The sequence below is a fragment of the Micromonospora sonchi genome (genome assembly GCF_014646235.1).
In the GTDB taxonomy this organism is placed as follows: Bacteria; Actinomycetota; Actinomycetes; order Mycobacteriales; family Micromonosporaceae; genus Micromonospora; species Micromonospora sonchi.
Genome location: NZ_BMNB01000018.1, coordinates 26,835 through 48,746 on the forward strand (window position 1 = coordinate 26,835; position 21,912 = coordinate 48,746).

The following is a 21,912-nucleotide window of genomic DNA, read 5'->3' on the forward strand; positions in this document are numbered from 1 at the left end:
CCGGTGTGACCCGTTCCAGGGTCCCGAGGCCAACTTCCGCAACGGCCTGCGGGGTGGGCTGGACAGCGGTTAGCCTCTCGGCTACACTGCTAGTTTGCGCTGCCTTCCGACTTGACCCCTGCTCGGAAATGTCCGTTTGTGGATATTTCTGGTGGGGTCATTGGAGTGCACGCGTACCAGCCGTTCTGCAGCACCGGTCCTCGGAAGGACGCATCTTGGCAGCTTCCCGCCCTGCGAAGACCAGTCGTACGTCGAGCGCATTCGCTCCCCGCCGAGTTTCCTTCGGCCGGATCACCGAACACCTCGAGGTCCCCAACCTCCTCGCCATCCAGAACGAGTCCTTCGACTGGCTCGTCGGCAACGAGGCTTGGCAGGGCCGGTCGGCGGACGACCCGCACGCACGCTCGGGTCTCGCGGAAATCCTCGACGAAATCAGTCCCATTGAGGACTTCTCCGGCACCATGTCGCTTTCCTTCTCGGCACCGCGCTTCGACGAGGTCAAGGCCTCGATCGAGGAGTGCAAGGAGAAGGACCTCACCTACTGCGCGCCACTGTTCGTGACCGCGGAGTTCACCAACAACACCACCGGCGAGATCAAGAGCCAGACGGTGTTCATGGGTGACTTCCCGATGATGACGCCGAAGGGCACGTTCATCATCAACGGCACCGAGCGGGTGGTGGTCAGCCAGCTCGTCCGTTCGCCGGGTGTCTACTTCGACAAGCAGCCGGACAAGACCTCCGACCGCGACCTGTCCAGCGTCAAGGTGATCCCCAGTCGGGGTGCCTGGCTGGAGTTCGACATCGACAAGCGCGACACCGTCGGCGTGCGGATCGACCGCAAGCGGCGGCAGGCCGTCACGGTGCTGCTCAAGGCCATCGGATGGTCCGCCGAGCAGATCCGCGAGAAGTTCGGTTGGTCCGAGCTGATGATGACCACGCTCGAGAAGGACCACATCGCCGGCCAGGACGAGGCGCTGCTCGACATCTACCGCAAGCTGCGCCCTGGTGAGCCGCCGACCCGCGAGAACGCCCAGACCCTGCTCGACAACCTCTTCTTCAACCCGAAGCGGTACGACGTCGCCAAGGTCGGTCGGTACAAGTTCAACAAGAAGCTCCAGCTGGACGTGCCGATCACCACCGGCACGCTGACCGAGGACGACGTCGTCGCCACCGTGGAGTACCTCTGCCGGCTGCACGCCGGTGAGGAGGGCTACGAGGCCGACGACATCGACCACTTCGGCAACCGGCGGCTGCGTACCGTGGGCGAGCTGATCCAGAACCAGGTCCGCGTCGGCCTGTCCCGGATGGAGCGCGTCGTCCGCGAGCGGATGACCACGCAGGACGTCGAGGCGATCACGCCGCAGACCCTGATCAACATCCGCCCGGTGGTGGCCGCGATCCGGGAGTTCTTCGGCACCTCGCAGCTGTCGCAGTTCATGGACCAGACCAACCCGCTGGCGGGCCTGACCCACCGGCGGCGGCTGAGCGCGCTCGGCCCGGGTGGTCTGTCCCGGGAGCGGGCCGGCTTCGAGGTCCGCGACGTGCACCCGTCCCACTACGGCCGGATGTGCCCGATCGAGACGCCGGAAGGCCCGAACATCGGTCTGATCGGCGCCCTGTCCACCTTCGCCCGGGTCAACCCGTTCGGCTTCATCGAGACGCCGTACCGGAAGGTCATCGACGGTCGGGTCACCGACCAGATCGACTACCTGACCGCGGACGAGGAGGACCGGTTCGTCAAGGCGCAGGCCAACGCGCCGCTGCGGGCCGACGGCTCGTTCGCCGAGGACCGCGTGCTGGTCCGCCGCAAGGGCGGCGAGACCGAGGACGTCCCGCCGTCGTCCGTGGACTACATGGACGTGTCGCCGCGGCAGATGACCTCGGTCGCGACCGCGATGATCCCGTTCCTCGAGCACGACGACGCGAACCGGGCCCTGATGGGCGCGAACATGCAGCGTCAGGCAGTGCCGCTGGTCAAGGCCGAGTCCCCGCTCGTCGGCACCGGCATGGAGTACCGCGCCGCCGTCGACGCCGGTGACGTCGTCGTGGCCGAGGTCGGTGGCGTGGTCGAGGACCTCTGCGCCGACTACATCACGGTCCACCAGGACGACGGCCACCGCCGGACGTACCTGCTGCACAAGTTCCGTCGCTCCAACGCCGGCTCCTGCGTCAACCAGAAGCCGGTGGTCTTCGAGGGCGACCGGGTCGAGGCCGGCCAGGTCATCGCCGACGGTCCGTGCACCGACGAGGGCGAGATGGCGCTCGGGCGCAACCTGCTCGTGGCGTTCATGACCTGGGAGGGCCACAACTACGAGGACGCGATCATCCTGTCGCAGCGCCTCGTGCAGCAGGACGTGCTCACCTCGATCCACATCGAGGAGCACGAGGTCGACGCTCGGGACACCAAGCTCGGCCCGGAGGAGATCACCCGCGACATCCCGAACGTCAGCGAGGAGATGCTCGCCGACCTCGACGAGCGCGGCATCATCCGGATCGGTGCCGAGGTCGTCCCCGGCGACATCCTGGTCGGCAAGGTCACGCCGAAGGGCGAGACCGAGCTGACCCCGGAGGAGCGGCTGCTGCGCGCGATCTTCGGCGAGAAGGCGCGCGAGGTCCGGGACACCTCGCTGAAGGTGCCGCACGGTGAGACCGGCACGGTCATCGGCGTGCGTACCTTCTCCCGGGAGGACGGCGACGAGCTGCCGCCGGGCGTCAACGAGCTGGTCCGGGTCTACGTCGCCCAGAAGCGGAAGATCCAGGACGGTGACAAGCTCGCCGGCCGTCACGGCAACAAGGGCGTCATCTCCAAGATCCTGCCGGTCGAGGACATGCCGTTCCTGGAGGACGGCACCCCGGTCGACATCGTGCTCAACCCGCTGGGTGTGCCGAGCCGGATGAACATCGGCCAGGTGCTGGAGACCCACCTGGGCTGGGTGGCCAAGACGGGCTGGAAGGTCGAGGGCGACGACGCCGAGTGGAAGCGTCAGCTCCAGGGGATCGACGCGGACTCCGCCGAGCCGAACTCCAACGTGGCGACCCCGGTCTTCGACGGTGCCCAGGAGGAGGAGATCACCGGTCTGCTCGCGTCGACCCTGCCCAACCGGGACGGCAAGCAGTTGATCGGCGCCTCCGGCAAGGCGCAGATGTTCGACGGCCGCTCCGGCGAGCCGCTGCCGGACCCGATCGCCGTCGGTTACATCTACATCCTGAAGCTGAACCACCTGGTCGACGACAAGATTCACGCACGGTCGACCGGTCCGTACTCGATGATCACGCAGCAGCCGCTGGGTGGTAAGGCGCAGTTCGGTGGCCAGCGCTTCGGTGAGATGGAGTGCTGGGCGATGCAGGCCTACGGTGCCGCGTACGCCCTGCAGGAGCTGCTGACCATCAAGTCCGACGACGTGCTCGGCCGGGTGAAGGTCTACGAGGCCATCGTCAAGGGCGAGAACATCCCGGAGCCGGGCATCCCGGAGTCGTTCAAGGTGCTGCTCAAGGAGCTTCAGTCGCTGTGCCTCAACGTCGAGGTGCTCTCCAGCGACGGTGTGGCCCTGGAGATGCGCGAGACCGACGACGAGGTGTTCCGGGCCGCAGAGGAGTTGGGCATCGACCTTTCCCGGCGCGAGCCGAGCTCGGTCGAAGAGGTGTGACGTTGGGGTTTCGGGGCGGGGCGACCCACCCGGGCGGTCAGGATTGATCCCTTCGTGGGTCGTCCCGCCCCGAAACCGAACCCGGTGAGCTGCTGGCGCAACAAGCGACGTGTGAGGGAATCGAACGTGCTCGACGTCAACTTTTTCGACGAGTTGCGAATTGGGCTGGCGACCGCCGACGACATCCGTCAGTGGTCGCACGGCGAGGTCAAGAAGCCCGAGACGATCAACTACCGCACTCTCAAGCCGGAGAAGGACGGGCTCTTCTGCGAGAAGATCTTCGGTCCGCAGCGGGACTGGGAGTGCTACTGCGGTAAGTACAAGCGGGTCCGCTTCAAGGGCATCATCTGCGAGCGCTGCGGCGTCGAGGTGACCCGCTCGAAGGTCCGCCGTGAGCGGATGGGCCACATCGAGCTCGCCGCCCCGGTGACCCACATCTGGTACTTCAAGGGCGTGCCGAGCCGGCTGGGCTACCTGCTGGACCTCGCCCCGAAGGACCTCGAAAAGATCATTTACTTCGCCTCGTACGTCGTGACGAGCGTGGACGCCGAGGCGCGTCACCGCGACCTCTCGACGATCGAGAACGAGATCCTCGCCGAGAAGCGGCAGTCGGAGAACAGCCGCGACTCGGAGATCGAGAAGCGGGCCGCCAAGCTGGAGGCCGACCTGGCCGAGCTGGAGGCCGAGGGCGCGAAGGCGGACGTCCGGCGCAAGGTCAAGGAGGGCGGAGAGCGCGAGATGCGCCAGATCCGCGACCGGGCCCAGCGCGAGATCGACCGCCTGGACGAGGTGCTGGAGACCTTCCGCAAGCTCGATCCGAAGCAGCTGGTCACCGATGAGCTGCTCTACCGCGAGCTGCGGGACCGCTTCGGCGAGTACTTCACCGGTGGCATGGGCGCCGAGGCGATCAAGGCTCTGGTGCAGAACATGGACCTCGACGCCGAGGCGGAGAGCCTGCGGGAGACCATCCGCACCGGCAAGGGCCAGCGGAAGATCCGGGCGCTCAAGCGGCTGAAGGTCGTGGCTGCCTTCCAGAACACCCGCAACTCGCCGCTCGGCATGGTGCTGGACTGCGTACCGGTCATTCCGCCGGACCTGCGTCCGATGGTGCAGCTCGACGGTGGCCGCTTCGCCACCAGCGACCTGAACGACCTGTACCGCCGGGTGATCAACCGGAACAACCGCCTCAAGCGGCTGATCGACCTCGGCGCGCCCGAGATCATCGTCAACAACGAGAAGCGGATGCTCCAGGAGGCCGTCGACGCGCTGTTCGACAACGGCCGCCGGGGCCGGCCGGTCACCGGCCCGGGTAACCGTCCGCTGAAGTCGCTGTCCGACATGCTCAAGGGCAAGCAGGGCCGGTTCCGCCAGAACCTGCTGGGCAAGCGCGTCGACTACTCCGGCCGTTCGGTCATCGTGGTCGGCCCGCAGCTCAAGCTGCACCAGTGCGGCCTGCCCAAGCAGATGGCGCTGGAGCTGTTCAAGCCGTTCGTGATGAAGCGGCTGGTCGACCTCAACCACGCGCAGAACATCAAGTCCGCCAAGCGGATGGTCGAGCGGCAGCGACCGGTCGTGTGGGACGTGCTGGAAGAGGTCATCGGCGAGCACCCGGTGCTGCTCAACCGGGCGCCGACGCTGCACCGGCTGGGTATCCAGGCCTTCGAGCCGCAGTTGGTCGAGGGCAAGGCCATCCAGATCCACCCGCTGGTCTGCACCGCGTTCAACGCCGACTTCGACGGTGACCAGATGGCGGTGCACGTGCCGCTGTCCGCCGAGGCCCAGGCCGAGGCGCGGATCCTGATGCTGTCGTCGAACAACATCCTCAAGCCGGCCGACGGCAAGCCGGTCACCATGCCCACCCAGGACATGGTCATCGGGCTCTACCACCTCACCCACCAGACTTCGGGTGAGCGCGGGGAGGGGCGGGCGTTCAGCTCGGACGCCGAGGCGCGGATGGCGTACGACAACGGCGAGCTGCACATCCAGGCGTCGGTCAAGATCCGTCTGCGCGGTGTCGTCAGCGTCGACAACGGCGCGGGTGCCGAGCCGTGGGTCGCGCCGGAGGGCTGGGCCGAGGGTGACCCGGTGACCGTCGAGACCACGCTGGGTCGGGTGCTGTTCAACGAGACCCTGCCACCGAGCTACCGGTTCGTGAACTACGAGATCCGCAAGGGGCAGCTCTCCGCGATCGTCAACGACCTCGCCGAGCGGTACCCGAAGGTGGCCCTCGCGGCCACCCTCGACGGGCTCAAGGAGGCCGGTTTCCACTGGGCCACCTGGTCCGGCGTGACCATCGGCATGGAGGACGTCATCGCTCCGCCGCGCAAGCGGGAGATCCTGGAGCGGTACGAGAAGGAAGCCGACAAGATCGACCGGCAGTACCAGCGTGGTCTGATCACCGCCGAGGAACGCCGCAGCGAGCTGATCTCCATCTGGACCAACGCGACCAACGAGGTCGCCCGGGAGATGGACATCGCGCTGCCGCAGGAGAACCCGCTGTGGAAGATGATCCACTCGGGTGCCCGCGGTAACCTGCTCCAGCTCCGGCAGATCGCGGCGATCCGTGGTCTGGTGGCCAACCCGAAGGGCGAGATCATCCCGCGGCCGATCAAGGCCAGCTACCGGGAGGGTCTCTCCGTGCTGGAGTACTTCATCTCCACGCACGGCGCCCGTAAGGGTCTGGCGGACACCGCCCTGCGTACCGCCGACTCGGGTTACCTGACCCGTCGTCTGGTGGACGTCTCGCAGGACGTCATCATCCGCGAGGAGGACTGCGGCACCGACCGGGCCATCCCGATGCAGATCGGTCAGCGGATCGACGCCAGGCTCGTGGTGCACGAGCACGCCGAGACCAGCGTGCACGCGCGTACGCTCGCCGACGACATCAAGGGACCGGACGGCACCGTCGTCGCCGAGCGCGGCGCCGACATCAATTCGATCCTGGTCGACCGGATCGTCGCCGCCGGGGTCGACACCGTTCGGGTGCGCAGCGTGCTCACCTGCGAGTCGAAGCTGGGCGTCTGCGGTGCGTGCTACGGCCGCTCGCTGCCGACCGGCAAGATCGTGGACGTCGGCGAGGCGGTCGGCATCATCGCCGCCCAGTCGATCGGTGAGCCGGGTACGCAGCTGACGATGCGGACCTTCCACACCGGTGGCGTCGCGGGTGAGGACATCACCCAGGGTCTGCCGCGGGTCCAGGAGATCTTCGAGGCCCGGATTCCGAAGGGCAAGGCGCCGATCGCCGACACCCCGGGCCGGATCCGGATCGAGGACGGCGAGCGGTCGCGCAAGATCGTCGTTATTCCGGACGACGGCAGCGACGAGATCGTTTACGACAAGATCTCGAAGCGGGTCCGGCTGCGGGCGCACGACGGCGACCACGTCGACGTCGGCGAGAAGCTCACCGAGGGCACCATCGACCCGCACGAGCTGCTGCGTATCCTCGGCCCGCGGGCGGTCCAGGTCCACCTCACCCAGGAGGTCCAGGAGGTCTACCGCTCTCAGGGTGTGCTCATCCACGACAAGCACATCGAGATCATCATTCGCCAGATGCTCAAGCGGGTGACGGTCATCGACTCCGGCTCGACCGAGTTCCTGCCGGGTGTGCTGGTCGACCGGGCGCTGTTCGAGTCGGAGAACCGCCGGCTCGTCTCCGAGGGTGGCGAACCCGCGGCCGGCCGTCCGGTGCTGATGGGTATCACCAAGGCCTCGCTGGCCACTGACTCCTGGCTCTCTGCGGCCTCCTTCCAGGAGACCACCCGGGTGCTGACCGACGCGGCGATCCACGCCCGCAGCGACTCGCTGATCGGCCTCAAGGAGAACGTGATCATCGGTAAGCTCATCCCGGCCGGTACCGGCATCAGCAAGTACCGCAACGTCCGGGTCGAGCCGACCGAGGAGGCGAAGGCCAAGGTCTACTCGATGACCGGATACCCGGAGACCGACTACGGCTTCGGGCCGGCGAGCGGCCAGGCGGTTCCGCTGGACGACTTCGACTTCGGGTCGTACCGCTGAGCCACCGGCACTGACGAACAAGGCCCCCGGTATCCACCGGGGGCCTTGTCGTCGGTACGGCCGTCATGGACCTGACATGTCTGAACGTCCGCTGCGTACGGTCGTCACCGTCCTCGTCAAGGTCGGCGCCCGGCACGCCGCGCTGTGCCAACCGATCCGGCTCGGGCCGGGCATGATGGGGGCATGACGACCGCCGCCGGCCCCATGCCGGTCGCTCCGCCGCCGGGGTCGCCCCGGCATCCCCTGGACCCGGATCCGGTCCGGGCCACGAAGGCGCGGGCGGTCTTCGCGCTTGGTCTGATGGGTGCGCTGACCGGTCTGTTCATCGGGGGAGTGGTGCCGGCCACGGTGGCGCTCCTGCTGGCCCGGCAGGCACGCCGCGAGGCGTACGCATCGGGGGGCTTCCTCACCGGCGCGGCCTGGCTGCGCCGGGGGGAGAGCCTGGCCTGGACGGCCCTGGTGCTGGTCGCGGTGACAGCGGTCGTCGGGATGGTGGTCGGCGTGCTCCGGCTCGCCGAGGCGCCCTACGGCCAGGATTTCGCCCCGAACGTGGACTGACCGGAGTTGCCCGACCCGCCGAGGATCGAGCCCGATGGCCGTCTGACCTCGGGTCCTCCGACGGGGGACCGGGGGCCTCGGCCGCCAGATGCTCGGGCGCACCGGGCGCGACGTCGTCTCCCGCGCCGCACCCCGGTGAGGTGATCGGCGACGGTAGCCTGACGTTGTCCACCGCGCGGCGGGCGGACCCGGCCGATGAGGAGGATCCCTGTGACGGAACCGGCGCGCCCCGAGAGCGGCGAGTCCGCTCGACCCACCGCCGGGCGCCCGGAGGCCGAGACACCGGCCCCGAGCGAATGGGCAGCGCCCGGATCCGCGCCAGCCGCCTTCTCCACCGGGTACGCCCCGTCCTCGCCGCTTCCGCCCGGCTCACCGCCCCATCCGCCCGGACCGTTCCCGCCCGGATCGCCGCCGGTCGCGCCGGGCTTCGGGCCGTGGTCGGTCGCGCCGGGGCCGCCGGGCTTCGGGTCGTCGCCCGCGGCACCGCCGGCCGGGCCGGCCGGCGGGGGATCAGCACCGGGTTGGCCTGCCGGTCAGGGTTGGGGTGGTAACCGGGTGCCGCCGCCCCAGGATCGCCCACGGCCGCCGAAGCGGGTCGAACCGGTGCCCGGCACTCCGTTCGCGATGGTGCATCTCGACGTGCTGCCGGTCACCTCGGGCCTGGCGGTCGGCTCGCTGGTCGGCGGAATCATCTCAATTCTGGTGTCGTTCCTGGTCATCTGCTTCGGTGCGATCGGGGGAGGGACCAACGGCGTCTGGGCCGCCGGGGCCTTCACCGCGTTGGGGGGCCTGACCGGGGCCGGGGCCATCGTCGTGGGCCTGCTGGGCTGGCGTCAGATCCGGCGACCGGCACGTCCGCCGGCGGTCCGGTTCACCGGCCGCGGTCTGGCCATCGCCGGGGTCAGCTGCGGTGGCGTAGGGCTGCTGCTGAGCCTGCTGGGCATGGGTCTGGCCTTCCTGCTGGCGCTGACCTGATCCGGCGGCGACGCCGGCTCGGGGGCTCAGCGGAGCGGTTTCCGGCGGAGCCGTTACACTTGTCGCCGTAGGTGCCCATCACGGGCGGGTGGAGCGACGGGGCTTGGTTGCCACACGGTGCGAGGTCCGGCGGGCCTCCCGTTTTGACCTGCACGGCTGTGGTAGGTACTCTTTCCCCTTGTGCCCGGGGCTGCCCGGGCGAATCGTGCGTGCGCTGGATCCGGCTCGGTCCGGTATTCGGGCAGCGCCACGAATGAGTAGAAGATCCGGCGGGCGGCGTCCGTGTGCCGGTGACAGACCCCGGGGATTGCGCCTGAGCGCCGGAACCGGGACCGCGAGATGGGCGACACGCCCGACCGCGGGTGCCGGGACCGCCGCGAGGTGGCCCTGGTCGGAATGTAGGGGAGCCGATCAACAGGTCGGCTACGGCAGACAGTGCGGTCGCGAGAGCGGCCGAAGGGAGCGGAAAAACCCGGTGCCCACGATCCAGCAGTTGGTCCGCAAGGGCCGCCAGGCGAAGACGAATCAGTCGAAGACCCCGGCGCTGAAGGGTTCTCCTCAGCGGCGCGGCGTGTGCACCCGCGTGTACACCACTACCCCGAAGAAGCCGAACTCGGCGCTGCGCAAGGTCGCCCGTGTCAAGCTCAGCAGCCAGATCGAAGTGACCGCCTACATCCCGGGTGTCGGGCACAACCTGCAGGAGCACTCGATCGTGCTCGTTCGCGGCGGTCGGGTCAAGGATCTCCCCGGCGTGCGCTACAAGATTGTTCGCGGCTCGCTGGACACCCAGGGGGTCCGCAACCGCAAGCAGGCGCGCAGCCGCTACGGCGCGAAGAAGGAGAAGAGCTGACATGCCGCGCAAGGGACCCGCTCCGCGGCGGCCGCTGGTCGCTGACCCGGTGTACAACTCACCGCTGGTCACCCAGCTGGTGAACAAGATCCTGCTGCGGGGCAAGCGCCAGCTCGCCGAGCGCATCGTGTACGAGGCCCTGGAGGGCTGCCGGGAGAAGTCCGGCACCGATCCGGTCGTCACGCTCAAGCGGGCCATGGACAACGTCAAGCCGACGCTCGAGGTGCGTAGCCGCCGGGTCGGTGGTGCGACCTACCAGGTGCCGGTCGAGGTGCGCCCCGCCCGGGCAACCACGCTGGGCCTGCGCTGGCTCGTCACCTACTCCCGCGCCCGCCGCGAGAAGAGCATCGTCGAGCGGCTGACGAACGAGCTGCTGGACGCGAGCAACGGCCTCGGTGCCGCCGTCAAGCGGCGCGAGGACACGCACAAGATGGCCGAGAGCAACAAGGCCTTCGCGCACTACCGCTGGTAACACCCAGGTCCCGACGCCGTCCCGGCGTCGGGACCGCCACCAGTTGTGTCGAGACGACGACAAGTTAGGGATTGAAGTGGCCGCCGCAGACGCGCTCGCCAACGTACGCAACATCGGCATCATGGCGCACATCGATGCCGGTAAGACCACTACCACCGAGCGGATCCTGTTCTACACCGGCATCACGTACAAGATCGGCGAGACCCACGAGGGTGCCGCCGTCATGGACTGGATGGAGCAGGAGCAGGAGCGCGGTATCACCATCACTTCCGCCGCCACCAAGTGCGAGTGGAAGGGCCACACGATCCAGATCATCGACACGCCCGGCCACGTCGACTTCACGGTCGAGGTCGAGCGGTCGCTGCGGGTTCTGGACGGCGCGGTCGCGGTCTACGACGGTGTCGCCGGCGTGGAGCCGCAGACGGAGAACGTCTGGCGCCAGGCCGACAAGTACAACGTCCCGCGGATGTGCTTCGTCAACAAGATGGACCGGACCGGCGCCGACTTCTTCCGCTGCGTGCAGATGATGATCGACCGGCTGAACGCCACCCCGTTGGTGCTCCAGATCCCGATCGGCGCCGAGGCCGACTTCATCGGCGTGGTCGACCTGGTCGAGATGCGTGCCCTCACCTGGCGTGGCGAGACCCAGAAGGGTGAGGACTACACGGTCGAGGAGATCCCGGCCGACCTCGCCGACACCGCCGCCGAGTGGCGCGAGAAGCTGATGGAGACCCTGGCCGACGTCGACGACGCGGTGATGGAGAAGTACCTGGAGGGCCAGGAGATCTCCGTCGAGGAGATCAAGGCCGCCATCCGCCGGGCCACCGTCGCCGGCAAGGCCAACCCGGTCTTCACCGGCACCGCCTTCAAGAACAAGGGCATCCAGCCGATGCTGGACGCGGTCGTCGCGTACCTGCCGTCGCCGCTGGACATCCCGGCGATCGAGGGTACGGCCACCGACGGCGAGACCCCGTTGCAGCGCAAGCCGTCGACCTCGGAGCCGTTCGCGGGGCTGGCCTTCAAGGTCCAGACCGACAAGCACCTCGGCAAGCTCACCTACGTCCGGGTCTACTCCGGCGTTGTCGAGTCCGGGTCACAGGTGGTCAACTCCACGAAGGACCGCAAGGAACGGGTCGGCAAGATCTACCAGATGCACGCCAACAAGCGGGAGGAGCGCAGCTCCGCCAAGGCTGGCGACATCATCGCGGTGCAGGGTCTGAAGCAGACCACCACCGGTGACACCCTCTGTGACGCGGCGAACCCGGTCATCCTGGAATCGATGACCTTCCCGGAGCCGGTCATCGAGGTGGCCATCGAGCCGAAGACCAAGGCCGACCAGGAGAAGCTCGGCACCGCCATCCAGCGGCTGGCCGAGGAGGATCCGACCTTCCGCGTCAAGCTGGACGAGCAGACTGGCCAGACGGTCATCTCCGGCATGGGTGAGCTGCACCTGGACATCCTGGTCGACCGGATGCGCCGCGAGTTCAACGTCGAGGCCAACATCGGTAAGCCGCAGGTGGCGTACCGCGAGACCATCCGCCGCACGGTGGAGAAGGTCGAGTACACCCACAAGAAGCAGACCGGTGGTTCCGGCCAGTACGCCCGGGTGCTCATCAGCCTGGAGCCGCTGCCGCTGGGCAACGACGCCCCGACGTACGAGTTCGCCAACGCCGTCACCGGCGGCCGTATCCCTCGGGAGTTCATCCCGTCGGTGGACGCCGGCGCGCAGGACGCCATGCAGTACGGCATCCTGGCCGGTTTCCCCCTGGTGGGCATCAAGCTCACCCTGGTGGACGGCCAGTACCACGAGGTCGACTCGTCGGAGATGGCATTCAAGATCGCCGGCTCGATGGCGATGAAGGAGGCGGCCCGCAAGGCCGACCCCGCGCTGCTCGAGCCGATGATGGCCGTTGAGGTCACCACTCCTGAGGAGAACATGGGTGACGTCATCGGCGACCTCAACTCCCGTCGTGGCATCATCCAGGCGATGGAGGAGCGCAGCGGCGCCCGTGTCGTCCGGGCCCTGGTGCCGTTGTCGGAGATGTTCGGCTACGTCGGCGACCTGCGGTCGAAGACCCAGGGCCGGGCTAGCTACAGCATGCAGTTCGACTCCTATGCCGAGGTTCCGGCCTCGGTGGCCAAGGAGATCATCGCCAAGGCGACGGGTGAGTGACGCTCGTCTGAGCTGATCCGACGGTGGTCGCGGAAGACATTCCCGACCGCGACCACCTCGGTCGGATTGCATGAATTCCGGGCCTGTAGGCTTCATCGCCGCAGAACCCACAAAAGCTCTCCGGCCGTCAGGCCGGAAAGGCTGTCGACAGAGTCCTAAGCGCCTATCCTGGCGCGCCGGGGCGAACGAACCAAGAAGTCCACAGGAGGACACCAGTGGCGAAGGCGAAGTTCGAGCGGACTAAGCCGCACGTCAACATCGGCACCATTGGTCACATCGACCACGGTAAGACGACGCTGACGGCGGCCATCACGAAGGTCCTGCACGACCAGTACCCGGAACTGAACCCGTACACGCCGTTCGACAAGATCGACAACGCGCCGGAGGAGAAGGCGCGGGGTATCACGATCTCGATCTCGCACGTCGAGTACCAGACCGAGGCACGGCACTACGCGCACGTCGACTGCCCCGGTCACGCCGACTACATCAAGAACATGATCACCGGTGCCGCCCAGATGGACGGCGCGATCCTGGTGGTCGCCGCGACCGACGGCCCGATGCCGCAGACCCGCGAGCACGTGCTGCTGGCCCGCCAGGTCGGCGTGCCGTACATCGTCGTGGCGCTGAACAAGAGCGACATGGTCGACGACGAGGAGCTCCTGGAGCTCGTCGAGCTCGAGGTCCGCGAGCTGCTTTCCTCGCAGGACTACCCGGGTGACGACCTGCCGGTCGTCCGGGTGTCCGCGCTGAAGGCACTCGAGGGCGACCCGGAGTGGGCCGGCCGCCTCATGGAGTTGATGAACGCCATCGACACCGCGATCCCGCAGCCGGAGCGCGAGATCGAGAAGCCGTTCCTGATGCCGATCGAGGACGTCTTCACGATCACCGGTCGGGGCACCGTCGTCACCGGTCGCGCGGAGCGCGGCGTCCTCAAGCCGAACGAGGAGGTGGAGCTCGTCGGTATCCGCGAGAAGTCGCAGCGGACGGTCTGCACCGGCATCGAGATGTTCCGCAAGCTGCTCGACGAGGCCCGCGCGGGTGAGAACGTCGGTCTGCTGCTGCGGGGCATCAAGCGCGAGGACGTCGAGCGCGGCATGGTGGTCGTCAAGCCGGGCACCACGACCCCGCACACCGAGTTCGAGGCGACGGTCTACATCCTCTCCAAGGAGGAGGGCGGCCGGCACACCCCGTTCTTCCAGAACTACCGTCCGCAGTTCTACTTCCGGACCACGGACGTCACCGGTGTCGTCACTCTCCCCGAGGGCACCGAGATGGTCATGCCGGGCGACAACACCACGATGAACGTGAAGCTGATCCAGCCCATCGCGATGGAGGACAACCTCAAGTTCGCGATCCGGGAGGGTGGCCGCACGGTCGGCGCTGGTCGCGTCACCAAGATCATCAAGTGAGCTGGGTAACCCCGATTAGACCCGCCGCCGGGTGTGCGGCATACTAGTCAGGTTGCGCAACGACAGTTCGCCTCCCGTGTTCGGCTCACGCTGAACCTCCGGGTGGGCAGAGCAGTCGGGCGTAGGGTGGTTGGCGGCCCGTTCCGCCAACCACCCTCGCGCGGCGTTCAGGTCGCGGTAGTGCGATCGGCGCCTCGACCCACTGCGGTCAGGATCGCTCCGGCGTTCCCGGGCGGAGTTTGACCCAAGGGCGCGACACGCCCGACCGCGGGGGTGGGCGAAAAGGGCCTGTGCCAGCCGGTACAGACACCCGCAACACAGCGGCATCGAGAGAAGGAACAGAAGCCACCATGGCGGGACAGAAGATCCGCATCCGGCTCAAGGCCTATGACCACGAGGTCGTCGACTCCTCGGCTCGGAAGATCGTCGAGACGGTGACGCGTACCGGGGCGCAGGTCGCGGGGCCGGTGCCGCTGCCCACGGAGATCAACCGTTTCTGCGTAATCCGCTCGCCGCACAAATACAAGGACTCGCGCGAGCACTTCGAGATGCGTACGCACAAGCGACTGATCGACATCATCGACCCGACCCCGAAGACGGTCGACTCGCTCATGCGCCTCGACCTGCCGGCTGGCGTCGACATCGAGATCAAGCTGTAGGGACCGGACACATGGACAGGCAAGTTAAGGGGATCCTGGGCGCGAAGCTCGGCATGACCCAGGTCTGGGACAACAACCGCGTTGTTCCGGTGACCGTGGTTCAGGCCGGCCCGTGCGTCGTCACCCAGGTTCGTGACGCCGACAAGGACGGCTACTCCGCGGTCCAGCTGGCGTACGGCACGATCGACCCGCGCAAGGTCAAGAACCCGCTTCGCGGGCACTACGCCAAGGCTGACGTGGCACCGCGCCGGCACATCGTCGAGCTGCGCACCAACGACGCCGCAGACTACTCGCTCGGCCAGGAGATCACGGTCGAGGAGTTCCCGGCCGGCGCCTCGGTCGACGTCACCGGCAAAACCAAGGGCAAGGGCTTCGCCGGCGTGATGAAGCGGCACGGCTTCCACGGTCTGCGCGCCAGCCACGGTGTCGAGCGCAAGCACCGCTCGCCGGGCTCCATCGGCGGCTGCGCCACGCCGGGCCGTGTCTTCAAGGGCACCCGGATGGGGGGCCGCATGGGCGGCGTGCGCTACACCGTGCAGAACCTGACCGTCCAGGCGGTCGACACCGAGAACAACCTCCTGCTCGTCCGCGGTGCCATTCCCGGCCCCAAGGGCGCGCTGGTCCTGGTCCGCTCCGCGGCCAAGGTGAAGAAGGGCGGTGTGGCCAAGTGACCACCGTTGACGTCCTCAACATCGAAGGTGCCAAGACCGGCTCGGTCGAGCTGCCTGCCGATGTCTTCGACGTGCAGGCCAACATCGCGCTGATGCACCAGGTCGTGGTGGCTCAGCTCGCGGCGGCCCGGCAGGGCACCCACAAGACCAAGACCCGGGGCGAGGTCGCCGGCGGCGGCAAGAAGCCGTACAAGCAGAAGGGCACCGGACGGGCCCGGCAGGGCTCGATCCGCGCGCCGCAGTTCGCCGGCGGCGGTGTGGTGCACGGCCCGGTGCCGCGCGACTACAGCCAGCGCACCCCGAAGAAGATGAAGGCCGCCGCCCTGCGCGGTGCCCTCTCCGACCGGGCGCGTGCCGGCCAGGTGCACGTCGTCGAGGCCTTCGTCTCGGGCGACAAGCCGTCGATCAAGGCGGCGCTGGCCACCCTCGCCAAGCTGACCGACGCCCGCCGGGTGCTGGTCGTGCTGAGCAGCACCGACGAGCTGAACTGGCTGTCGCTGCGCAACGAGCCGCGGGTGCACCTGATCGAGGCCGGCCAGCTGAACACGTACGACGTGCTGGTGGCCGACGACGTGGTCTTCACCAAGGAGGCCCTGGACGAGTTCCTGGGGCTGCCGACGGCAGTCGGCCAGGCGGTCGGGTCCGCCGAGACCACCGAGGAGGATGGCAAGTGAGCACGATCGCCGACCCGCGCGACATCATCGTGGCGCCGGTCGTCTCGGAGAAGAGCTACAGCGAGCTGAACCGCAACTGGTACACCTTCCTGGTGCACCCGGACGCGAACAAGACCGCGATCAAGATCGCCATCGAGCAGATCTTCAACGTCCGCGTCCTGTCGGTCAACACGCTCAACCGCGAGGGCAAGCGCAAGCGGACCCGTACCGGGTTCGGTAAGCGCAAGGACACCAAGCGGGCGATGGTGAAGCTGGCTGAGGGCGACCGCATCGACGCCTTCGGCGGCCCGGTCAGCTGAGGGGTTGTAGACAATGGCTATCCGTAAGTACAAGCCGACGACCGCGGGCCGGCGTGGCGCGAGCGTCGCTGACTTCGCCGAGATCACCCGGTCGACGCCCGAGAAGTCGCTGCTGGCCCCGCTGCCGAAGAAAGGCGGCCGGAACGTCCACGGCCGGATCACCGTCCGGCACCAGGGTGGTGGCCACAAGCGGCAGTACCGGATCATCGACTTCAAGCGGGTCGACAAGGACGGCGTGCCGGCCAAGGTCGCGCACATCGAGTACGACCCGAACCGCACCGCGCGCCTCGCGCTGCTGCACTACTTCGACGGCGAGAAGCGGTACATCCTCGCGCCGAAGGACCTGAAGCAGGGCGACCGCGTCGAGTCGGGTCCGAGCGCCGACATCAAGCCGGGCAACAACCTGCCGCTGCGCAACATCCCGGTCGGTACCACGATCCACAGCGTGGAGCTGCGCCCCGGCGGCGGGGCCAAGCTGGCCCGCTCGGCCGGCGTCGGCATCCAGCTGCTCGGCCGCGAGGGTGGGTACGCGACCCTGCGTATGCCGTCGGGTGAGATCCGGCGGGTCGACGTGCGCTGCCGGGCCAGCATCGGCGAGATCGGCAACGCCGACCAGTCGAACATCAACTGGGGTAAGGCCGGCCGGATGCGGTGGAAGGGCAAGCGCCCGAGCGTCCGTGGTGTCGCGATGAACCCGGTCGACCACCCGCACGGTGGTGGCGAGGGTAAGACCTCCGGTGGTCGCCACCCGGTCAACCCGCAGGGTAAGCCCGAGGGCCGCACCCGTCGTAAGGGCCAGCCGAGTGACCGGCTGATCGTCCGCCGCCGCTACGCCACGCGTAAGCGCGGCTGAGGGAGATAAGACATGCCTCGCAGCCTGAAGAAGGGCCCGTTCGTCGACGACCACCTGCTCAAGAAGGTGGAAACGCAGAACGAAAAGGGCTCGAAGAACGTCATCAAGACTTGGTCGCGGCGCTCGACGATCATCCCCGACATGCTCGGGCACACGATCGCGGTACACGACGGACGTAAGCACGTCCCGGTGTTCGTGACCGAGGCGATGGTCGGGCACAAGCTCGGCGAGTTCGCGCTGACCCGCACGTTCAAGGGTCACGAGAAGGACGACCGGAAGAGCCGCCGGCGCTGACGCCGCGGGCATACGGATAGAGGAACAAGGGGTTACAGCGATGCCAGGAAAGGGCGACGCTCCGGTGCTTCCGGGCGCGCGGGCGGTTGCGCGGTACGTGCGCATCTCGCCGATGAAGGCGCGCCGGGTGGTCAACCTCGTCCGCGGCCTGCCCGCGAAGGAGGCGCTCACGGTGCTGCAGTTCGCGCCGCAGTCTGCGAGCGAGCAGGTGTACAAGGTGCTCGCGAGCGCGATCGCCAACGCGGAGAACAACGAGCGGCTGGACCCCGACGCGCTGCTCGTCAGCGAGGCGTTCGTGGACGAGGGCCCGACCATGAAGCGGTTCCAGCCGCGGGCGCAGGGCCGGGCGTACCGGATTCGCAAGCGCACGTGCCACATCACCGTGGCGGTCGAGGCGGTTGCGCCGGCCGCGCCGAAGTCGGCGAAGAAGACGGCCCCGGCGAAGCAGACCGCGCCGGCTGAGACGCAGAGCGACACGGAGGGCGCCGAGTAATGGGTCAGAAGGTTCACCCGCACGGGTTCCGGCTCGGCATCTCGACCGACTGGAAGTCCCGCTGGTTCGCGGACAAGCTCTACAAGGACTACATCGGCGAGGATGTCAAAATCCGCCGGATGATGTCCAAGGGCCTGGAGCGCGCCGGCATTTCCAAGGTCGACATCGAGCGCACCCGTGACCGGGTCCGCGTCGACATCCACACCGCCCGGCCGGGCATCGTCATCGGCCGTAAGGGCGCGGAGGCCGACCGGATCCGCGGCGAGTTGGAGAAGCTCACCGGCAAGCAGGTGCAGCTGAACATCATCGAGGTGAAGAACCCCGAGTCGGACGCGCAGCTGGTCGCCCAGGGCGTGGCCGAGCAGCTCTCCAGCCGGGTCAGCTTCCGCCGCGCGATGCGCAAGGCGATGCAGTCGGCGATGAAGAACCCGATGTGCAAGGGCATCCGGGTGCAGGTTTCGGGTCGCCTCGGCGGCGCCGAGATGAGCCGTACGGAGTTCTACCGCGAGGGTCGGGTTCCGCTGCACACGCTGCGGGCAAACATCGAGTACGGCTTCTTCGAGGCCCGCACCACCTTCGGCCGCATCGGCGTGAAGGTCTGGATCTACAAGGGCGACGCGGTGCCGGGTCGGGAGGCCCCGACCGAGGCTCCGTCGCGCCCGCGCCGGGAGCGTGGCGACCGCCCCGAGCGGCCCCGCCGTGGTCGCTCCGGTTCGGCCGGTACGACCTCCGGTGGCACCGAGGCCGGCCGGGCTGCCGCGACGACCGTCGGGCAGCAGGCCGAGACGCCGAGCGGCGAGCCGGTGGACGCTGGCGCTGTCGCGTCGGCCGCGTCCGCTCCGGCCGCCACTCAGCCGGCAGAAACGCAGCAGGAGGGCTGAGAAGATGCTGATGCCGCGCAAGCCCCCGAAGGGCTTCCGCAAGCCGCACCACCCGGACCGCAGCGGCGCGTCCAAGGGTGGCAACCGGGTGGTGTTCGGCGAGTTCGGAATCCAGGCTCTCGAGCCGGCCTACGTGACCAACCGGCAGATCGAGTCGGCGCGTATCGCGATGACCCGCCACATCAAGCGTGGCGGCAAGGTCTGGATCACGATCTTCCCGGACCAGGCTCTCACCAAGAAGCCGGCGGAAACCCGGATGGGTTCCGGTAAGGGCTCGCCCGAGTGGTGGGTCGCCAACGTCAAGCCGGGGCGGGTGCTCTTCGAGATGTCCTTCCCCAACGAGCAGATCGCGCGAGAGGCGATGCGCCGCGCGATTCACAAGCTCCCGATGAAGTGCCGCATTGTGACGCGCGAAGTGGGTGAATCCTGATGGCAGCGGGCGTTAAGGCCGCCGAGCTGCGTGAGCTCTCCCAGGAGGAGCTGGTCACGAAGCTGCGCGAGGCCAAGGCGGAGCTGTTCAACCTCCGGGTGCAGTCCGCAACCGGGCAGCTGGACAACAACCGGCGGCTGCAGGTCATCCGTCGGGAGATCGCCCGGATCTACACGATCATGCGTGAGCGTGAGCTGGGGCTCTCGGCCGCGCCGACTGAGGTGACTGCAGGATGAGCGAGAACACCACCACCGCCACGCGGGGTCGCCGCAAGGTCCGTGAGGGCCTCGTGGTCAGCGACAAGATGGACAAGACCGTCGTGGTCGAGGTCGAGGACCGGGTCAAGCACGCGCTGTACGGCAAGATCATGCGCCGGACCAGCAAGCTCAAGGTGCACGACGAGCAGAACTCCGCCGGCATCGGCGACCGGGTCCTGATCATGGAGACCCGGCCGCTGTCCGCCACCAAGCGGTGGCGGCTCGTGGAGATCCTCGAGAAGGCCAAGTAGCGAAGGCTCGAGCTCGGCCGGGATCGGTCGGGCGCAGGTTCCGCCAGGCTCCGGCCGCCCCGGCGGCGGCCGGAGAACCGGCAGACATAGGAGATAGACGTGATTCAGCAGGAGTCGCGACTGCGCGTCGCCGACAACACGGGTGCCCGGGAGATCCTGTGCATTCGGGTTCTCGGTGGCTCCGGTCGGCGCTACGCGAGCATCGGCGACGTCATCGTCGCCACCGTCAAGGACGCGATCCCGGGTGCCGGTGTGAAGAAGGGTGACGTCGTCAAGGCGGTCATCGTCCGCACCGCCAAGGAGAGGCGCCGGCCGGACGGCTCGTACATCCGCTTCGACGAGAACGCCGCCGTCATCATCAAGGACGGCGGGGACCCGCGCGGCACCCGTATCTTCGGCCCGGTCGGCCGTGAGCTGCGGGACAAGCGGTTCATGAAGATCATTTCCCTCGCGCCGGAGGTGTTGTGACCGTGAAGGTCAAGAAGGGCGACACGGTCGTCGTCATCGCCGGCAAGGACAAGGGTGCCAAGGGTAAGGTCATCGCGGCCTACCCGCGGCAGGACAAGGTCCTGGTCGAGGGCGTGAACCGGGTCAAGAAGCACACCCGAATCAGCACCACCCAGCGTGGCGCCAAGACCGGTGGCATCGTCACCCAGGAGGCCCCGATCCACGTGTCGAACGTGATGGTCCTGGACTCCGACGGCAAGCCGACTCGCGTCGGTTACCGGATCGACGACAACGGCCAGAAGGTCCGCATCGCGCGTAGCACCGGTAAGGACCTGTGATGACCACGGCTACCGAAACGAAGACCATGCCGCGCCTCAAGGAGCGGTACCGCAACGAGATCGTGGCCCAGCTGCGCGAGCAGTACAACTACGGCAACCCGATGCAGGTGCCGCGGCTGGTCAAGATCGTCGTGAACATGGGTGTCGGCGAGGCCGCTCGGGACGCCAAGCTCATCGACGGGGCGGTCCGCGACCTCGCCACGATCACCGGCCAGAAGCCGCAGGTTCGGCGGGCGAAGAAGTCCATCGCGCAGTTCAAGCTTCGCGAGGGCATGCCGATCGGCGCGAAGGTGACCCTGCGCGGCGACCGGATGTGGGAGTTCCTGGACCGGCTGCTCTCCATCGCGCTGCCGCGTATCCGTGACTTCCGCGGCCTCGACGGGCGCAAGCTCGACGGGCACGGCAACTACACGTTCGGTCTGACCGAGCAGTCGGTGTTCCACGAGATCGACCAGGACCGGATCGATCGCCAGCGGGGCATGGACATCACGGTGGTCACGACCGCCACGACCGACGACGAGGGCCGGGCGCTGCTGAAGTTCCTGGGCTTCCCGTTCAAGGAGAACTGAGATGGCCAAGAAGGCGCTGATCCTCAAGGCGGCCGCGAAGCCGAAGTTCTCGGTTCGCGCGTACACCCGCTGCCAGCGGTGCGGGCGTCCCAAGGCGGTCTACCGCAAGTTCGGGCTCTGCCGGGTGTGCATCCGGGAGATGGCTCACCGCGGTGAGCTGCCCGGCGTGTCCAAGGCTTCCTGGTAATAGCCCGGCGCGCCGCGTGCGCTAGCTGGACTGTCTCTTCGCCGTAGGCCTGCGGGGCAAACCGCGGGAACCCCGGCGAGAAAGGTTGACGAGTTTCATGACGATGACCGACCCGATCGCAGACATGCTCACGCGTCTGCGCAACGCCAACCAGGCGTACCACGACCGGGTGACGATGCCCTACTCGAAGATCAAGGCGAACATCGCCGAGGTCCTCAAGGCCGAGGGCTACATCGCCACCTGGTTGGTCGAGGAGCCCGAGGAGGGTGCCGTCGGCAAGCGACTGGTCGTCGAGCTGAAGTACGGCCAGAGCCGCGAGCGGAGCCTGGCCGGTATCAAGCGTGTCTCCAAGCCCGGTCTGCGGGTGTACGCCAAGTCGGACGAGCTCCCCCGGGTGCTCGGTGGGCTGGGCGTGGCGATCATTTCGACGTCCCAGGGGCTGCTCACCGACCGGCAGGCCCGCAAGCGGAGCGTTGGCGGGGAAGTCCTCGCCTTCGTCTGGTAACGGGAG

Annotated in this window: 24 protein-coding genes; all 24 read left to right on the forward strand. The window is 67.9% G+C overall.

Annotation, left to right across the window (positions count from 1 at the left end; translation table 11 throughout):
- Positions 1-215 precede the first annotated feature (215 nt).
- Positions 216-3,647 (forward strand): DNA-directed RNA polymerase subunit beta, encoded by a 3,432-nt coding sequence (gene rpoB / locus IEY61_RS19335; RefSeq protein WP_189046334.1) that lies wholly within the window; start codon positions 216-218, stop codon positions 3,645-3,647.
- A gap of 126 nt (positions 3,648-3,773) precedes the next feature.
- The gene (locus tag IEY61_RS19340; protein WP_189046504.1) at positions 3,774-7,661 is read left to right on the forward strand and encodes a DNA-directed RNA polymerase subunit beta'; all 3,888 of its coding nucleotides are present in this window, start codon (positions 3,774-3,776) and stop codon (positions 7,659-7,661) included.
- A gap of 183 nt (positions 7,662-7,844) precedes the next feature.
- A complete protein-coding gene (locus tag IEY61_RS19345; protein ID WP_189046336.1) occupies positions 7,845-8,219 on the forward strand; it encodes a YtxH domain-containing protein in 375 nt (124 codons plus the stop codon).
- 603 nt (positions 8,220-8,822) lie between these two features.
- Positions 8,823-9,194 carry a hypothetical protein gene (locus IEY61_RS19350; protein ID WP_189046506.1) on the forward strand — a complete coding sequence of 124 codons (372 nt, stop codon included), beginning with the start codon at positions 8,823-8,825 and terminating at the stop codon, positions 9,192-9,194.
- Positions 9,195-9,669: 475 nt separating this feature from the next.
- Positions 9,670-10,044, forward strand: coding sequence for a 30S ribosomal protein S12 (gene rpsL, locus IEY61_RS19355; RefSeq protein ID WP_189046338.1), 375 nt, complete (start codon positions 9,670-9,672; stop codon positions 10,042-10,044).
- Between the two features lies 1 nt (position 10,045).
- Complete coding sequence (gene rpsG / locus IEY61_RS19360; RefSeq protein WP_189046340.1) at positions 10,046-10,516, forward strand: 30S ribosomal protein S7; 471 nt, start codon at positions 10,046-10,048, stop codon at positions 10,514-10,516.
- Between the two features lie 76 nt (positions 10,517-10,592).
- Positions 10,593-12,689, forward strand: a complete 2,097-nt coding sequence (fusA, locus tag IEY61_RS19365) for an elongation factor G (protein WP_189046342.1) — start codon at positions 10,593-10,595, stop codon at positions 12,687-12,689.
- 215 nt (positions 12,690-12,904) lie between these two features.
- The gene (gene tuf, locus IEY61_RS19370) at positions 12,905-14,098 is read left to right on the forward strand and encodes an elongation factor Tu (RefSeq protein ID WP_189046346.1); all 1,194 of its coding nucleotides are present in this window, start codon (positions 12,905-12,907) and stop codon (positions 14,096-14,098) included.
- A 350-nt stretch (positions 14,099-14,448) separates the two neighbouring features.
- Positions 14,449-14,757 carry a 30S ribosomal protein S10 gene (gene rpsJ, locus IEY61_RS19375; RefSeq protein ID WP_007073037.1) on the forward strand — a complete coding sequence of 103 codons (309 nt, stop codon included), beginning with the start codon at positions 14,449-14,451 and terminating at the stop codon, positions 14,755-14,757.
- Positions 14,758-14,768: 11 nt separating this feature from the next.
- The gene (rplC, locus tag IEY61_RS19380) at positions 14,769-15,428 is read left to right on the forward strand and encodes a 50S ribosomal protein L3 (protein WP_189046348.1); all 660 of its coding nucleotides are present in this window, start codon (positions 14,769-14,771) and stop codon (positions 15,426-15,428) included.
- The gene (gene rplD / locus IEY61_RS19385; RefSeq protein ID WP_189046349.1) at positions 15,425-16,102 is read left to right on the forward strand and encodes a 50S ribosomal protein L4; all 678 of its coding nucleotides are present in this window, start codon (positions 15,425-15,427) and stop codon (positions 16,100-16,102) included. Before rplC ends, rplD begins: the two co-directional genes overlap by 4 nt.
- Positions 16,099-16,401 (forward strand): 50S ribosomal protein L23, encoded by a 303-nt coding sequence (gene rplW, locus IEY61_RS19390; protein WP_189046351.1) that lies wholly within the window; start codon positions 16,099-16,101, stop codon positions 16,399-16,401. Before rplD ends, rplW begins: the two co-directional genes overlap by 4 nt.
- Positions 16,402-16,414: 13 nt before the next feature.
- Positions 16,415-17,254, forward strand: a complete 840-nt coding sequence (gene rplB / locus IEY61_RS19395; RefSeq protein ID WP_189046353.1) for a 50S ribosomal protein L2 — start codon at positions 16,415-16,417, stop codon at positions 17,252-17,254.
- A 12-nt stretch (positions 17,255-17,266) separates the two neighbouring features.
- Positions 17,267-17,548, forward strand: coding sequence for a 30S ribosomal protein S19 (rpsS, locus tag IEY61_RS19400; RefSeq protein WP_091079388.1), 282 nt, complete (start codon positions 17,267-17,269; stop codon positions 17,546-17,548).
- 40 nt (positions 17,549-17,588) lie between these two features.
- On the forward strand, positions 17,589-18,041 hold the full coding sequence (gene rplV, locus IEY61_RS19405; RefSeq protein ID WP_189046355.1) for a 50S ribosomal protein L22: 453 nt from the start codon (positions 17,589-17,591) through the stop codon (positions 18,039-18,041).
- Positions 18,041-18,922, forward strand: a complete 882-nt coding sequence (rpsC, locus tag IEY61_RS19410; protein ID WP_189046357.1) for a 30S ribosomal protein S3 — start codon at positions 18,041-18,043, stop codon at positions 18,920-18,922. Before rplV ends, rpsC begins: the two co-directional genes overlap by 1 nt.
- Positions 18,923-18,926: 4 nt before the next feature.
- A complete protein-coding gene (rplP, locus tag IEY61_RS19415) occupies positions 18,927-19,352 on the forward strand; it encodes a 50S ribosomal protein L16 (RefSeq protein WP_007465292.1) in 426 nt (141 codons plus the stop codon).
- Positions 19,352-19,588 (forward strand): 50S ribosomal protein L29, encoded by a 237-nt coding sequence (gene rpmC, locus IEY61_RS19420; protein WP_189046359.1) that lies wholly within the window; start codon positions 19,352-19,354, stop codon positions 19,586-19,588. The genes rplP and rpmC overlap by 1 nt, the downstream gene beginning before the upstream one ends.
- Positions 19,585-19,860, forward strand: a complete 276-nt coding sequence (rpsQ, locus tag IEY61_RS19425) for a 30S ribosomal protein S17 (RefSeq protein WP_189046361.1) — start codon at positions 19,585-19,587, stop codon at positions 19,858-19,860. The genes rpmC and rpsQ overlap by 4 nt, the downstream gene beginning before the upstream one ends.
- A 99-nt stretch (positions 19,861-19,959) precedes the next feature.
- A complete protein-coding gene (rplN, locus tag IEY61_RS19430; protein WP_023358185.1) occupies positions 19,960-20,328 on the forward strand; it encodes a 50S ribosomal protein L14 in 369 nt (122 codons plus the stop codon).
- A complete protein-coding gene (rplX, locus tag IEY61_RS19435) occupies positions 20,325-20,645 on the forward strand; it encodes a 50S ribosomal protein L24 (protein WP_013288626.1) in 321 nt (106 codons plus the stop codon). The genes rplN and rplX overlap by 4 nt, the downstream gene beginning before the upstream one ends.
- On the forward strand, positions 20,645-21,214 hold the full coding sequence (gene rplE / locus IEY61_RS19440; protein WP_189046363.1) for a 50S ribosomal protein L5: 570 nt from the start codon (positions 20,645-20,647) through the stop codon (positions 21,212-21,214). Before rplX ends, rplE begins: the two co-directional genes overlap by 1 nt.
- Position 21,215: 1 nt before the next feature.
- Complete coding sequence (locus tag IEY61_RS19445) at positions 21,216-21,401, forward strand: type Z 30S ribosomal protein S14 (protein ID WP_007073023.1); 186 nt, start codon at positions 21,216-21,218, stop codon at positions 21,399-21,401.
- 97 nt (positions 21,402-21,498) lie between these two features.
- Positions 21,499-21,906, forward strand: coding sequence for a 30S ribosomal protein S8 (rpsH, locus tag IEY61_RS19450; protein WP_189046365.1), 408 nt, complete (start codon positions 21,499-21,501; stop codon positions 21,904-21,906).
- The last annotated feature ends 6 nt before the right edge of the window (positions 21,907-21,912 follow it).